Raw genomic sequence first — 14,547 nt, 5'->3', positions numbered from 1 at the left:
GCCAAAAATGGTCCGCTTTTTTGCTTTCTTTTCCCCTTTCTGAAAAAGGTGAGTTGAGATCACATCTTTAGGTCAGAATAAGATCAAATAGAAAAAGTGAAGAAATTTTCGACTACACCTGTTTTTTTTCGACAAAAGAATATATAATTATTTGATGTGTGCATTGTCTCATTTATACAATGGAGGGTTTTTACATGTTAAAAAGGAAAAAAGACAAGTTTTCCGTCTTGTTAACGGAAATTGCTAAAAATTTAGATGAAACTGCTGAGTATTTTGTTAGCTATAAAGTAACAAATCAAACCACTCTGAAAGAATTTTCTGACACATTGAAGGAATATGAGACAAAAGGTGATAATCATGTTCATACCATGATTAAAGAGCTGAATAAAGCCTTTATTACACCGATTGAACGTGAAGACATTCTTCAATTGACGAATAGCCTCGACGATGTTTTAGACGGCATTGAGCATTTTTCTGCAACATTAGAAATTTATTCAATTACAAGCTCTGACGAACATATCGACAAATTCAGCCACTACATCAGAGAATGTGCGAAAGAAATTTTAATAACTATTGAATTACTGGCTGAAAATCGCTTAAAAGATATTCATCCGCACGCAATCAAAATTAAAGAGATTGAGCATAATTGTGACAATCTTCACCGCAAATCACTAAAGAACTTGTTTGGAAAAGAAACAGATCCAATTAAGGTCATTCAATACAAAGAAATTTACGAAACACTTGAAGAAATCGCAGATTCCTGTCAAAGTGTTGCCAACAATCTAGAAACAATCATTATGAAGAATGCGTAACGGGGTTAGTTAAACATGGATACATTACTCATCCTTACCATACTTATTGTCATTTGTGCACTTGCTTTTGATTTCATTAACGGATTCCACGATACAGCAAATGCCATTGCCACTTCAGTTTCAACAAAAGCGTTAAAGCCTAGACATGCTATTATTATGGCAGCGTTCATGAACTTCTTAGGAGCAATGACATTTACAGGTGTGGCAAAGTCCATTACAAAAGACATCGCAGATCCTTTTACACTTCAAAACGGATCTGTCGTCATTTTGGCTGCTTTAATTGCAGCCATTACTTGGAACTTGCTTACTTGGTATTACGGGATTCCGAGTAGTTCTTCACATGCACTGATCGGATCAATTGCAGGAGCTGTTATTGCCTCTGCTGGTTTTGGCGCTTTAAACTATTCGGGATTCATTAAAATCATTCAAGCACTTTTGCTTTCACCTATCCTGGCTTTTGTTTTGGGATATATCGTGTATACCATTATCAAAATTGTATTCCGAAACAACAATCTCGCAAAAACAAATAAACAATTCCGACGTGTTCAAATTTTAACGGCTGCATTGCAATCGTATACCCACGGAACAAACGATGCGCAAAAAGCGATGGGAATTATTACGATGGCTTTAATTGCAGGTAATTTGCATACAACAGACGACATTCCTTTCTGGGTACAATTCTCTTGTGCGCTTGCAATGGGACTAGGTACGTCTATCGGCGGCTGGAAGATTATTAAAACAGTCGGCGGTAAAATCATGAAGATTCGTCCAGTAAACGGAGTATCTGCAGACTTAACGGGTGCAGCTATTATCTTCGGTGCGACATTTATTCACTTACCGGTTAGTACCACTCACGTGATCTCATCTTCTATTCTAGGTGTAGGTTCTGCACATAGAGTAAAAGGAGTCAACTGGGGTACGGCAAAACGTATGCTTGTCACTTGGGTGATCACATTACCGATTTCGGGAACTCTAGGGGCACTTATATACTTTGTGTTAAATGCGATTCTCTAATATCAAAGACCTGTCTAACAGGTCTTTTTTTATTTGTGTTTGGATTCTCAAATGCTCTTTTTCTGCAAGCCATTTTTTCATGAAGCAGGGTTTCCAATCATACCCATAGAAATAAATAAGTATCCATCTGTCTATGGGAGAGAAGAACATGCTATTATTTTTTCAATTGACTGTTTGGTTATTGCTAGGAGCTCTTGCTGTATATGTATTTGCGGTATGGCGCTTTGAACAAAAAGTAAAAGAAAAGATGTTTGCGATTCGTAAAACGTGGTATTGGATTTATGTAGCGGGTGCTGTTGTGTACTGGACAAATGACCCTGCTTCAATCTTCACCGATTGGATGCACTACCTGATTATTGCTGTTTTTTTCGCATTAACTGATGCCTTTATTTTCCTCAGCTCCTATATTAAAAAACTCGGAAATCATGAACTTGAAACCGACACCCATCAACTCCTAGAACAAAATAACGACCTGCTTCATTCTTACCTCAATAAACTAAAAACGTACCAATACCTATTGAAAAACGAACCGATCCATGTATATTATGGAAGTATAGAAGCTTATATAGAGGGAATTGAACGACTGATCTATTCTTTTGCAGAAAAAATGAATATTCAAGCAGTTCTTTGTACTTATGATAAGCAGGAGCAAAAAGATGACCTGCTGCGGACACTTGATCAGAGAGCGCTCATTCAAGCAAAGCTTGACAGGCAGGAAGTGTATTACGATGATTTCGGCAAATTGGTTCTCATCCCGTTTTCAGTAGCGGATGCACACTTTGTGATTAAGCTGACCTCTGAGGATATTGTCACTGAATTCGACTATTTATTAATGACTTCACTTACAACGATTTATGATCTAATCTTGCCTGACGAAGAGGAAGGTGATGAAGATGGAACACGCACTTCAAGGGGATAATAACAATCGCAAGAAAAACCCTTTTAAGATTTTAAAGAAAAAACGCCATATTAGTATGGCTGATTACAAAGTAAGTCCCCATACGGAGCGTATTTTCAAAAAGAATGAACAGCTCCTAGATGAGTATAAAAATAAAAAAGCTTGATTACACTAAAGGACGCGGAACTTCATCCGCGTCCTACTTCCGTTTTCACATCTACTTGCATACAATAAAACCAACTGCTGCAACGATTGAGGTGCCAATATGAAAAAGAAACTTAAACAATTGAGATATGTTCAGTTTGCTGAATTTAAGCCATCCCCATATGTCTGCCGATTACATGAAAAGAGTGAAGCCGTCATTCAAGCGGCCAAAAAGAAAGACTTACTGATTTAATAGTTGAAGCAGCTTCACTTTTGTTTTAGGACCGTATACCCCATCACTTGTTAGACCATTCATTAGTTGAAATCGCGCGACGGCATTGGCTGTTTTTTCCCCATAAACGCCATCAATGCCCTTGTCTACAGCTGTTTTGTCAGGATAAAAATACACAGCAGCAAGCGCTTTTTGGACGAGACGTACATGCTCCCCCTTTGTCAGAGGTGATGTCACCTTTAACACCCCATCCGGCAGTTCATAACTGAGCTTTTCTTCTGTACGATAAATCTTGAGAACTTGTCCAACTCGAATCATGTTCGGGTCACTAATCTGATTCCATGTCTGTAAATCACTCACTGTGACACCATGGGCTTTGGCAATACTCGTTAGCGTATCCCCTCTTTTCACCACATATGTGATCACCGTTTCCGGATCACCTGCAGTCTCAATTCCTCTTTTAAATTCATCCCATGTAGCTAGCAGCAGACGTGGACATGTTTTTCCTGACCAATGCTGATGCGTCACCACATTTGCTAATGGAATGCCATGTTCTTTTAAAAGCTTTTGAATAAGCCACTGGGCATGTTTGACAGCTTGTTGAAAGTTTCCATCCTCATTTTCACAAATTTCAATGCCAATCGATTTTCGGTTGCCATCTCCATGTCCATCCCCAGCATGCCATCCATTTTCATTTAAAGGGAGATGCTGAAAAATTTCCTTGTCATCCACTGTAAAGTGCCAGCTTACCTCTGTTGTTGAGCGTTTGACATATGCCGCGTGACTTTTTGCGTCAGCTCCCTTAGATGTATTGGCTGTGTTATGCACAGTTACATAAAGCGGCGTCATAGCATATCCTGGCCGATTTCCGTTTCCAACTGGAATAAAATCTTGATAAATTTGTACCATGTTTTGCACTCCTTTTTGTTCAATTGATGTTTGATCTTGCTCATCAATCGGTGGCAAACGTAAGACAAATTTGTTTGTTTTCGTCAGAAGACTATGGTAAAATTTGAATTCAATCGCCGTTTTATCTTTATAAAAAATAAAAAAATAGAATAAAAAACAGGAAAAACTTCCAATTTTCTTTGATTTTATGTTAAAATTGTTAAAAACAAGCCGATATAAAAAGTAAGCGATAGCTTTATTAGCCATTTAGTCCTATATGGACTTTTCTTTTATGGCAAAAATAGAACATACGTTTGTATGGAGGTTTTGACATGACTTATTTTTTAACCCATTTAGAAGAAGATATTAAACGGTTATACACTCAACTGCAAATAAGCGGTCCTGCCTATGTAGACATGCATAGGATCGCAGCTGAATTTCATGTATGGGTACACTACGAGGATACTGGCAGCATGATGATCAAACATCAAGGTCTTTACAGTATTATTTTAAACAGAGCCTTATCGTCAGAAGAACAGTGGCAAGATTTCGCCCACGAGCTTTGTCATGTGCTGAAGCATACAGGCAACCACTTTAACATGCACAAGCTCTTTCGAGAACTGCAAGAGTTTCAAGCAAAACAATTCATGTATCACTTTTGTGTTCCGACTTTTATGCTACTGCAAATGACGCTCCCAAACCTTAGGCAGCAAGCCATTTTGCATATTGCTCAAACATTTCATGTCACTCGGGCTTTTGCTGAAAAACGGCTTGCTCTATTTGAACAGCGAAGAGCCGGCATTCAATTTCAAAAAGAATTTACTTCTTATTTAATGAGAGCCGGCAAGGTCGCAGAAAATGAAGCTGCGTATCAAACAAAAGCGTCAGCACACGTGACGTCAGAAGTTTATTCATAAAGGCTTAACACTTGTTTCAGTACATTTGTGTATTGATAAAATTGTTCGGTTTGTGTATCACGCCTACGGCTCCGCCTAAAGTCTTGAAAGAAAGCTCTTCTCTGAGCTTGGCTAATTTCAATTTGAACACTTTTTCCTGTGAGGCACTGATTATTAATATTTTGAGGATGTGTTCCAGCAAATTGATCCGATTCAGATAAAAGTAAGGCATGGAAGCCATTTTGTGTGAGACGCTTCACTGTTTCAGCAGCTTTTTCCCTGTCGGTACCGCCAACTAAAGTTTGTAGGACGTCTGTTTCTCCATAGCCGTGGAGTGCAAACGTATAATGATGTGTATGCACTTGAGAAAGACAAATCGGCTCATCAAAACGTGTGCTCGTAATATGAAGAACATGATTGCCTTTCACTTTAAGGCCCTCGAATAAATACATAGAATAATCGGTTGCTACTTCATGGACCAGCTCGCTCACGCCAGATTCAATTCCTCCCGCATGAGGTGACAGGACGAGAAGCTGATCCCCTTTCCGCTGATGAAGAATCTGATAGTCAATCCCTTTTCTTTCATGAGCGGAAAGCTCTTCATAATTTTGATACGTATCTATGATTTGATTCATTCCATCTGCCCCATTTCTCTATATGAGCATAAGTCTACTGATCGCAAATTCTTTTGTAAAGTGTTTTAGAATGACCAGTGTGATCTGAATGCATCCTTAAATTTTCCTTACCTTTTCGGGCTAACTGTTGAATGTTGAGAAAAAATGACCGATAATTGAAATGAATAGAACTTTTGGACTATATGAATCTTTTTGTATTCTCTCTCATATATTAGAATATTGCGATCTATACCTGGAGGAATTCATGTTTAAAAAGAAAACCACCATCATCCTTGCCATCTTATGTCTTAGCTTCGCCGGAATTATTTACTGGAAATGCTTCTCTCTTCAAGGCGTGTCTCACGGGACATTCATCCGCTCGATATCATCACCTGATGGAACCTATACCATTAACACGTATCGACATAGCGGAGGAAAGCTAAAAGAGAATGCGGTCAGAGCAGAAATTGAAAACAAACTCACCCATCACAAGAAAACAATCTACTGGAAGTACCCTGATAAAGATCCACTGATCAAATGGGAAAATGCACAGCTCGTTCAAATTGGACATGAGTTTTTAAATGTGGTCAAAGGTGAAACATACGATTATCGCTTTGATAAGAAAAATAGAAAATAACGAGCCAGCAAAAAAAACGAACCCTTTTTGGATTCGTTTTTTACGTTGACATCACCTTTTGCATAAATTCTTTCATTTCTTTGCTAACTGTCGTCAACCTGTCTACAATTTCACTAAACTCCGTCACTAATAAAGCTTGTTCTGAAGATGACCCTTTCATATGGCCCATACTCTCAAGTAATGTATGTATATTAGAGGAAATCCCTTGCAATGAGCTTTCTATGTTTTCCGTTGCACGTGAGGTTTCGCTTGAGAGCTTTTGAACCTCGCTCGCTACAACACTAAAACCCGCTCCCTCTTTTCCTGCCCTGGCCGCTTCAATTGAAGCATTCAATCCTAGCAAACTCGTTTGTTTAGAGATACCTTTGATCATTTTTGTAATATCTGAAGTTTTTTTCGAGCTTTCAAGTGTTTGCTGTGTTTGGAATGTCATTTCCTCACTTGTCGCAGAGAGCTCTTCTGAATGAGCCGCCACCACATGTACTTTTTCTTGAATACTTTGAATGATGTCGTTCAATGACTCCATATACGCCTCGAGTTCTATTTGATTTTTAAGCGGAAAACCTAAAGCAATTGCACCAATGACTTGATGATTTTCATCGAAAATAGGTAATCCCATTGCATTTAAAGGCGTCCCATACACCGATTCAGGTACAAATGTACTTGATGTTTCGCCTCTAAGCGCATTTTTCATATTCTGATCATCTGGTTTAATGGGATCTCCTGTCCGTATTTGAAAATCCACATCTTTTGATGGCAAATACAGCAAGAATTTTTCTCGATCAATGACCCCCATCGTCACTTCATCTTTTAAAATCTTCATCATATAAGGTGCTGCTGTTACAATACTCTGTAGTATATCCATCTTCTCTACCCCCTTAATGTATTTATCGGTCATTCCTCTTAAATTTGATCATTATTTTTAAAAAATAATGATCAAGATTGAAGTTTTTTTCATATTTACGAGTAAAAAGTATGCCAATTCCTTTCTATATTCAAAAAAACAAGAATTTGCTATACTTAGAAAATCAACATATGATGAAATGGTCATGTAACCATTTTATATATTCACTGGAGGCGCATGTTGTGACACAACCCATGAAGTATGAGCGGGCGATCGTCATCGGAGGCGGAATAACGGGAATGCTCGCTGCAAAGGTTTTATCAAGTTTTTACCTTGAAGTATTGATTATTGAAAAGGACGAATTGCCAGACTCTCCTGAGAATCGTCTTGGCACGCCTCAAGCTTTTCATCCACATAGAATGCTGCCACTAGGCAAACAAATAGTGGAACGTCTATTTCCTGGTTATACAAAAGAATTACTCGAAATGGGCGGGTACAACACATGGCATCAGACATCTCGATTTTTGACAAAAGATGGCGAGTTAGTACTCACCGATACTGAAGAAACAGCTGTCACACGACGTGCCATGCTAGAGTGGGTGCTGATGCAAAGAATGTTACGTGAGGAACGTGTTCAATTTTTAGAAAAACATGAAGCGATCGCTCTTCTTTTTGAAGAAGAAACGACTAAAGTGAGTGGATTACAGGTCAAAGATCGGAGGATAAAGCCTGGAATCATCAACAAAATAAGTGCGGACTTAGTCATTGATACGTCTGGAAGAATGTCTAAATTGCCAAAATGGCTGAAAAGCGCAGGGCGAACCTTGCCGCAGACAGATGAGCTAATCGTGTCTCTTGGCTATAGCACAAGATACTACCAAATACCACCTGAGGCACCGAATCTGGAACCAATGGTCATCGTTGGACAGCCAAATAAGAAAATTCCAACAGGACTGTTTGAACGAGTAGATCATGATTTAGTAGCGGTTCTTCTCTCAGCAGCTGGCGGCTCTCATTATCCAACAACGGACGCTGATCAGTTTGATGCAGAGACCGCTAGGCTGACCAATCCCTCGATAGCAGAAGCCATCACTCATTTAATTCCCTATACGAAACCAAAAGGATTTAGAGTTCCGGCTTGTGTCAGAAACCACTATGAACAAATGGAAGATTGGCCAAGCGGCTTATTGGTCATGGGTGATGCCTTATGCACATTAGATCCAATACATGGTCAGGGAATGACAAAGGCAGCTCTTGAGGCACAGACACTTGAGCGTATGCTCAAACAAGCACAAGAAAATGAGCTTATTTCTTTTGAACGGCATACCTTACAACAAATGCAGCACGCCAATGAACTTGGCTGGTGGCTTTGTGCAATTGCGGATATGGCATGGGAAGGCGTCGAGTTAAAAGGAACCCCCATTCCCCATCTGACATTTGTACAAGAATTTTTCAATTATTATGTACAATATGCCGTTCAAACAAAACAAACTAAATACCTTGAGGCATATCATCGTATGCATTCATTCTTAATAGAACCGAGAAACATCATCAACCTAGAGCAGCTGCAAGACATGATTCAAGCTGACTCCACTGGTGAGGTCGGCCACTGGTGGCAGAGGTGGGATCAAAAGAATGATGAATTAAATCAAGCTTTCTTCTACGAAGCTGTTCCAGACTTTCAATTACATCAATTGCTAAAATCAACATAAAAAAAGCCCCTCAACGGGGGCTTTTAATTAACGTAATAATTGAAGTACGTTTTGTGGCTGTTGGTTCGCTTGTGCAAGCATTGCTTGTGAAGCTTGAGAAAGAATGTTGTTCTTAGTGAACTCACTCATTTCTTTCGCCATGTCAACGTCGCGAATACGAGACTCAGCAGCTGTTAAGTTTTCAGCAGAAGCACCAAGGTTGTTGATTGTGTGCTCTAGACGGTTTTGGACCGCCCCAAGTGATGAACGTTGTTTAGATACAGCGCCGATTGCCGCATCGATTTTTTCAATTTCAGTATCGAAATTGAAGCCATCAACACTTACATCAATATCTTTAACTGTTAATGTTTCTGCATCCATTTTACCAATTTCAACAATAATATGTTGTTCCTTGTTCGCACCAATTTGGAATTGGAATCCGTCTGTAACATCTCCATTTAAAAGGTTCTTTCCGTTAAATGCTGTGCGGCTTGAGATACCATCAATCTCTTCAACAAGTGCTTTAATCTCATCTTGAATCGCCGTTAAATCCTCAGTCTGCTGTGTACCTACGTTACCCGCTTGAACTGTCAACTCACGCATACGTTGAAGAATCGCATGAGTTTCAGTTAATGCACCTTCAGCTGTTTGAATAAGAGAAATACCATCTTGTGCGTTTTTAGATGCCATTTCTAATCCGCGGATTTGTCCACGCATTTTTTCAGAGATTGCAAGACCCGCTGCGTCATCTCCTGCACGGTTGATACGAAGTCCAGAAGAAAGCTTCTCCATGTTCTTTTGTCCTGCCCCATTGTTTGCAGACAAACGGTTCAGTGTGTTAAGTGCTGCGATATTGTGGTTAATTCTCATATTAAATGACCTCCATGTGTTTGAACCAATTAGACATCCATGTCCAAAAGTTCTAAATTAGAATTTTTTTGTAAGCCTTACAATCCATTTATCGAACTTTAATGGAATATGTTTAACAAAAAAGGAATAAATAAGTAAAAAGTCTTATTCATTATGATCGTTTCGCTAGAGTATGCCAAATTTAGAGGTCATTTTTCATGATTTATCAGAGGGATTTAAGAATCATAAGACTGGAGGAAATGCGAAGGAAAAAACAGCATAAAAAAAGCCCCATCAAGGGGCCTTTCATTAACGTAGTAATTGAAGTACGTTTTGTGGCTGTTGGTTCGCTTGTGCAAGCATTGCTTGAGAAGCTTGAGAAAGAATGTTGTTCTTAGTGAACTCACTCATTTCTTTCGCCATGTCAACGTCACGGATACGAGACTCAGCAGCTGTTAAGTTTTCACCAGAAGCACCAAGGTTGTTGATTGTGTGCTCTAGACGGTTTTGGACTGCACCAAGTTTAGCACGTTGAGAAGATACTTGGTTGATAGCTGAATCAACAATCTTAAGTTGAGTATCAAAACCAACATCTGCTGCATCTGCTGCATTAGTTGCAAAAGCTGTTACATCTAAATCTTTAATGGATTGGTTTGCAGTGATGCCACCAGTACCATTATCAACGCCTAATGCGTCTGCACCCATATCCTGGATATTAACTTTGATTTGTTGTGTTCCGTTAGCGCCAATTTGGAAAACTAAAGATGGATCAGCTGCTACTGGTGGAGTAGAAGCTTTATACGCACCATTCAAAAGTTTTTTACCATTGAACTCTGTACGATCAGAAATACCATCAATCTCTTGAATTAAAGCATCCATTTCATCTTTAATTGCAGTTAAGTCTTCATCTTGCTGTGTACCGGTGTTTCCAGCTTGAACCACTAGTTCACGAACACGTTGAAGGATTGAGTGTGTTTCAGTCAATGCACCTTCAGCTGTTTGGATAAGAGAAATACCGTCTTGTGCGTTTTTAGAAGCCATTTCTAATCCACGGATTTGTCCACGCATTTTTTCAGAGATTGCAAGACCTGCTGCGTCATCTCCTGCACGGTTGATTTTAAGACCAGAAGAAAGTTTCTCCATGTTCTTTTGGCTCGCACCGTTGTTTGCAGACAAACGGTTTAATGTGTTAAGTGCTGCGATATTGTGGTTAATTCTCATTTCCTATTACCTCCATGTATGTGGGACCTGACAGACGTCCTTGTCTGAAAAAAGTCCTTTATTCTAGGGCTTATCAACCCTGACAATTGTATTATCGGACGTGGTTATGGGATGTTTAGCAGATTTTTAAAAAAATATCTTATTTTTTTATGATGTTCATCCTAATTTTAACAATAATACAAAATATAAAAAGCTGCTAATCTATTATCAGCAGCTTTCATTTTATCAATATTGCTTGATATCAAACATTAATATATTTTGGTACACCACGTAATCCTTCTTACTTGTGAAAGGTCCTTTATTGTGTTCATCATTGATCTCATAAAAGTTCATCCCAATTCCAAAGCTTCTTTCTTTGTACCAGTTAAGAAAATCGTTGATTTCTTTCATTGAGAGCAGATAATCCTTTTGTAACCCATTGATCATGGTAATGGAAAGTATACCTTTCGCAGTTTCTTCTCCTGGTTTTGTCCCATCTTGGTCTTTCGGTTCTTCTGTTGTACCGTCACCTGGCTTTGTTCCGTCTTGATCCTTTGGTTCTTCTGTTGTACCATCACCTGGCTTTGTTCCGTCCTGATCTTTCGGTTCTTCTGTTGTATCATCACCTGGCTTTGTCCCGTCCTGATCTTTCGGCTCTTCGGTTGTATCATCACCTGGCTTTGTTTCCTCCTGATCCGTTGACACTTTTTGCAGATCTTTTAATGGAATAGAGATAACAGATTTAAAATTGTTTTTGACAGAATGACTACCAATTGATTCAGCATAGTCTCTTCCACCAATAACATATAATTGGTCATCAGCAATTACTGCCACAGATCCAACTCTACCTTCAGGGATTTCATATAAAGAATCTTTAACTTGACTAGTTTTTGGATCAAATATTTGAACTTGTTTTAATAATTTGCTAGATCTATCTCCAATTTGCTGACCACCAATGATAAATAGTTTATGATTATATGTCGCAAATGCAGCTTCATAGGCAAAAGAATTTAATTGAACATCCTTTAAGCGTTGCCACTTCCCTAGCGACAAATCATATTCTAAAATGTCTTTATCTTTCCCTCGGCTAACATTAGCCTCACCACCAGCAATATATATTTTCCCATTTATTTCTGAAATACTTCTACCTTGGTGATTCACTAATAGGGAACTATCTAAAGATTCCCACTCTCCACTTACCGTATCATAGGAATAAAAATTTTCTTGATAGGATGATAAAGAGGATACGATATAAATCTTTTCTCCAACTGTAACAGCTCGTAAGGCACCTGTTGTATAGGATGTATATATAAATTTATCAGGCATCTTAATCGGTTCTTCTGTCCATTGGTCAAGTTCTGTATCATAAACATCCATAGTTCTATGAACTGTTTTAGTCGTTTCATAGAGACCTCCAATGACATAGATTTTTTTATCTACTGTCGCATAAGCAGCACCTGTTCTTGACCTAGGCATAGCTGATTTTTCTGTCCACGAATCAGTTTTAGGATCATACATATATGTTGAATCATTGAACTTAGACTGCTGGCTAGCTCCACCGAATACATATATTTTTCCGTCAACTACACCTACACTTGCTCCGATACGCTCTTCCGGTAAGTCCGCTCGCTTCGTCCAACCATTTGTCTCAGCTGCATGAGCATTTAACGGATGAATTGTGACCATCATAAAAATGGCTAAAAGCACTAAAAACAATCCTTTTTTCATCGTTTCTTTCCTCCATCTCTTAAATTTCCCTCCTTTTATCGACATATTTGTAATAAAATTTAATTTTTACCGTTGTACTTGTCATAAATTTAGGACGCTCCTATTTCTATTATTATCATTCTATATATATCAATTTTATATGACATTACCTTTTCATAATCACTTCTTCATCTTTCAACTGAATCATAAGTGAGGATTGAATATATAATAAATTGATAATGCGGCGTGCCATTTCTGAGGGAGATGCATTGTAGTCATTTCTGATCCATTCAATGATAAAACCAAAGATGCCGTATGAACGATACTGGACAAAATAACTGTCGTTGATTTCTTCATACTGATCACTCACAAACGACATTCTATTTTGGAAAATATATTGTATTTTCTTAAGCAATTGTTCTTGTATGTGGGGAATTCGGTCTTCCATCACTAATAAATCATAATAGTCGCGATTTTCAACGATATATTGAAATACATCAGTGCCCTCTGGTTTCATGCGAGTTAAATCCAACAGTGGATTTTCACGAGTCGGCTTACAAAATTCATATTCAAAATCGACCATTTCCCGGTGAATAACATCTGCTGCTAATTCATCTTTACTTTCATAATGCACATAAAACGTTGTCCGATTATAGTTTGCCTTTTCCACAATATCCTTCACTTTTACGTGCGAATATCCTTTTTCTTTTACTAGTATTTTGAATGTTTGACGAAGTGTTTCTTTTGTTCGCTCAACACGGCGATCCTCTTTTTTGATCATGGGCCCCTCCTTTAGACACTTTTTAAAAAATGTTGATTAGAGATACATAATTTCATTTGTGTTGAAAACCTATACAAAAAAGTTTTTTTGCTGATTGAAACGAAAAATCTTTCGTCCTACAATCAACTTAGTCATAAAGAAATGAATTTTTTGTGACATTTGATCTAACCTTTCTTCAGAATATCATACTATACAAAAAGTGAGGGCACATGATATGGAAATTCAAGCGATGGTCACAACAAATGAAAAAGATTTCGAGAAACAAACACTATTACTAGATGATCCAAAAGCAGATGAAGTGCTTGTCAAAATCGTTGCATCTGGCGTTTGTCATACGGATGCCACTGTATTAGATGGCACGCTTCCTGTCCCACGTCCTGCTTTATTAGGACATGAAGGCTCTGGTATTGTCGTGAAAGCAGGTTCTAATGTCACAACCGTTCAAGAAGGAGACCACGTTGTACTAGGTTTCGCTTATTGCGGTCATTGCCATAATTGTCTTGATGGGAACGCTGGTGGATGTGAAAACATGATTCCACTGAATTTTTCTGGTCGTAATAAACATAATGAAACGCCTATCCATACACATGATCATCAAGATGTATCACAATTTTTTGGTCAATCGTCATTTGGTACATATGCAACGGTTGATGAGAAAAATGTGGTGAAAGTAGACAAAGAAACTGATTTACGTTATTTAGGACCATTTGGCTGCGGCTTAATGACTGGGAGCGGTACTGTCTTAAATTCACTTGCTCCAGCTCCAGGTACAAGCTTTGTTGTGTTCGGTACAGGCGCTGTTGGTTTAAGTGGGTTAATGGCAGCAAAAATTGCAGGCTGTGATCCGATTATTGCCGTTGATATCCATAATAGCCGCCTTGAGTTAGCAAAAGAATTAGGTGCAACACATGTCATCAACAGTAAACATGAGAATCCAACTGAAAAAATCAAGGAAATCACAGAAGGAAAAGGGGCACATTACTCATTTGAAACAACTGGAGTACCAGAAGTCACGCTAGCTGCTCTTCACTGCCTACGTGTCAAAGGAACTTGTGCAACAGTAGCAGTAGGAAAGCGCGATTTAACGTTTAATGTGACAAATGATCTCATGCTCAATGCGCTCACGTTAAAAGGTGTGATAGAAGGAGATGCCGTTCCTCAACTATTCATTCCTAAACTAGTCAAGTTCTTTAAAAATGGACAATTCCCAGTTGAGAAACTAGCAAAATTCTACGAATTAGAAGAGATTGAACAAGCCTTTGAAGATTCTAAAAATGGATCTACGATTAAACCAATTCTTATTTTAGATAAAGAGTATCGAGCTTAAGTCGTAATGAGAC

General features: G+C 38.5%; 16 protein-coding genes. 9 read left to right on the top strand and 7 right to left on the bottom strand.

Annotated elements, in window-relative coordinates; translation table 11 throughout:
• Nucleotides 1-194 precede the first annotated feature (194 nt).
• The 5 genes from NST15_RS06125 to NST15_RS06105 all read left to right on the top strand — a co-directional run bounded on the left by NST15_RS06125 (nucleotide 195) and on the right by NST15_RS06105 (nucleotide 3,121).
• Nucleotides 195-812: a DUF47 domain-containing protein gene (locus NST15_RS06125; RefSeq protein ID WP_008346281.1), complete on the top strand. Its 618-nt coding sequence runs from the start codon at nucleotides 195-197 to the stop codon at nucleotides 810-812.
• 15 nt (nucleotides 813-827) lie between these two features.
• Nucleotides 828-1,826: an inorganic phosphate transporter gene (locus tag NST15_RS06120; RefSeq protein WP_008346283.1), complete on the top strand. Its 999-nt coding sequence runs from the start codon at nucleotides 828-830 to the stop codon at nucleotides 1,824-1,826.
• 148 nt (nucleotides 1,827-1,974) lie between these two features.
• Nucleotides 1,975-2,745, top strand: a complete 771-nt coding sequence (locus tag NST15_RS06115) for a type II toxin-antitoxin system SpoIISA family toxin (protein ID WP_008346287.1) — start codon at nucleotides 1,975-1,977, stop codon at nucleotides 2,743-2,745.
• Nucleotides 2,714-2,890 (top strand): type II toxin-antitoxin system SpoIISB family antitoxin, encoded by a 177-nt coding sequence (locus tag NST15_RS06110; protein WP_008346289.1) that lies wholly within the window; start codon nucleotides 2,714-2,716, stop codon nucleotides 2,888-2,890. Before NST15_RS06115 ends, NST15_RS06110 begins: the two co-directional genes overlap by 32 nt.
• 99 nt (nucleotides 2,891-2,989) lie before the next feature.
• The gene (locus tag NST15_RS06105; protein WP_008346290.1) at nucleotides 2,990-3,121 is read left to right on the top strand and encodes a hypothetical protein; all 132 of its coding nucleotides are present in this window, start codon (nucleotides 2,990-2,992) and stop codon (nucleotides 3,119-3,121) included.
• Here the strand turns inward: NST15_RS06105 and NST15_RS06100 are convergent.
• Entirely contained in the window at nucleotides 3,110-4,009 is a 900-nt protein-coding gene (locus NST15_RS06100; RefSeq protein ID WP_039956311.1) for an N-acetylmuramoyl-L-alanine amidase, read from the bottom strand. The two genes, NST15_RS06105 and NST15_RS06100, sit on opposite strands and share 12 nt — an antisense overlap.
• 311 nt (nucleotides 4,010-4,320) lie before the next feature.
• Between NST15_RS06100 and NST15_RS06095 the strand changes: the two genes are divergently transcribed.
• A complete protein-coding gene (locus NST15_RS06095) occupies nucleotides 4,321-4,905 on the top strand; it encodes an ImmA/IrrE family metallo-endopeptidase (protein WP_008346294.1) in 585 nt (194 codons plus the stop codon).
• On the opposite strand, the gene NST15_RS06090 is transcribed toward NST15_RS06095, so the two are convergent.
• Nucleotides 4,896-5,519 (bottom strand): poly-gamma-glutamate hydrolase family protein, encoded by a 624-nt coding sequence (locus tag NST15_RS06090; RefSeq protein ID WP_007498897.1) that lies wholly within the window; start codon nucleotides 5,517-5,519, stop codon nucleotides 4,896-4,898. The two genes, NST15_RS06095 and NST15_RS06090, sit on opposite strands and share 10 nt — an antisense overlap.
• A 244-nt stretch (nucleotides 5,520-5,763) precedes the next feature.
• Between NST15_RS06090 and NST15_RS06085 the strand changes: the two genes are divergently transcribed.
• Complete coding sequence (locus NST15_RS06085) at nucleotides 5,764-6,135, top strand: DUF5412 domain-containing protein (protein WP_008346297.1); 372 nt, start codon at nucleotides 5,764-5,766, stop codon at nucleotides 6,133-6,135.
• Nucleotides 6,136-6,175: 40 nt separating this feature from the next.
• Here the strand turns inward: NST15_RS06085 and NST15_RS06080 are convergent, their stop codons facing one another.
• Nucleotides 6,176-7,000, bottom strand: coding sequence for a methyl-accepting chemotaxis protein (locus tag NST15_RS06080; RefSeq protein WP_008346300.1), 825 nt, complete (start codon nucleotides 6,998-7,000; stop codon nucleotides 6,176-6,178).
• Between the two features lie 221 nt (nucleotides 7,001-7,221).
• On the opposite strand from NST15_RS06080, the gene NST15_RS06075 reads away from it, so the two are divergent.
• Nucleotides 7,222-8,691, top strand: a complete 1,470-nt coding sequence (locus NST15_RS06075; RefSeq protein ID WP_017359607.1) for an FAD-dependent monooxygenase — start codon at nucleotides 7,222-7,224, stop codon at nucleotides 8,689-8,691.
• 27 nt (nucleotides 8,692-8,718) lie between these two features.
• Here the strand turns inward: NST15_RS06075 and hag (NST15_RS06070) are convergent, their stop codons facing one another.
• The 4 genes from hag (NST15_RS06070) to NST15_RS06055 all read right to left on the bottom strand — a co-directional run bounded on the left by hag (NST15_RS06070) (nucleotide 8,719) and on the right by NST15_RS06055 (nucleotide 13,207).
• Entirely contained in the window at nucleotides 8,719-9,540 is an 822-nt protein-coding gene (gene hag, locus NST15_RS06070) for a flagellin Hag (RefSeq protein ID WP_008346306.1), read from the bottom strand.
• 288 nt (nucleotides 9,541-9,828) lie between these two features.
• Complete coding sequence (gene hag, locus NST15_RS06065) at nucleotides 9,829-10,740, bottom strand: flagellin Hag (protein WP_017359608.1); 912 nt, start codon at nucleotides 10,738-10,740, stop codon at nucleotides 9,829-9,831.
• Nucleotides 10,741-10,965: 225 nt separating this feature from the next.
• Nucleotides 10,966-12,447, bottom strand: coding sequence for a kelch repeat-containing protein (locus NST15_RS06060; protein WP_281201308.1), 1,482 nt, complete (start codon nucleotides 12,445-12,447; stop codon nucleotides 10,966-10,968).
• A gap of 145 nt (nucleotides 12,448-12,592) precedes the next feature.
• A complete protein-coding gene (locus NST15_RS06055) occupies nucleotides 12,593-13,207 on the bottom strand; it encodes a TetR/AcrR family transcriptional regulator (RefSeq protein ID WP_057079653.1) in 615 nt (204 codons plus the stop codon).
• Nucleotides 13,208-13,421: 214 nt separating this feature from the next.
• Here NST15_RS06055 and NST15_RS06050 point away from each other — a divergent pair, with 214 nt between their 5' ends.
• Nucleotides 13,422-14,534, top strand: coding sequence for an NAD(P)-dependent alcohol dehydrogenase (locus NST15_RS06050; RefSeq protein ID WP_048003016.1), 1,113 nt, complete (start codon nucleotides 13,422-13,424; stop codon nucleotides 14,532-14,534).
• Nucleotides 14,535-14,547: the final 13 nt, after the last annotated feature.

Origin of the sequence: Bacillus sp. FSL R5-0820, assembly GCF_038593385.1 — a bacterium.
In the GTDB taxonomy this organism is placed as follows: domain Bacteria; phylum Bacillota; class Bacilli; order Bacillales; family Bacillaceae; genus Bacillus; species Bacillus altitudinis.
This window is presented reverse-complemented; position numbering and strand designations above follow the sequence as displayed.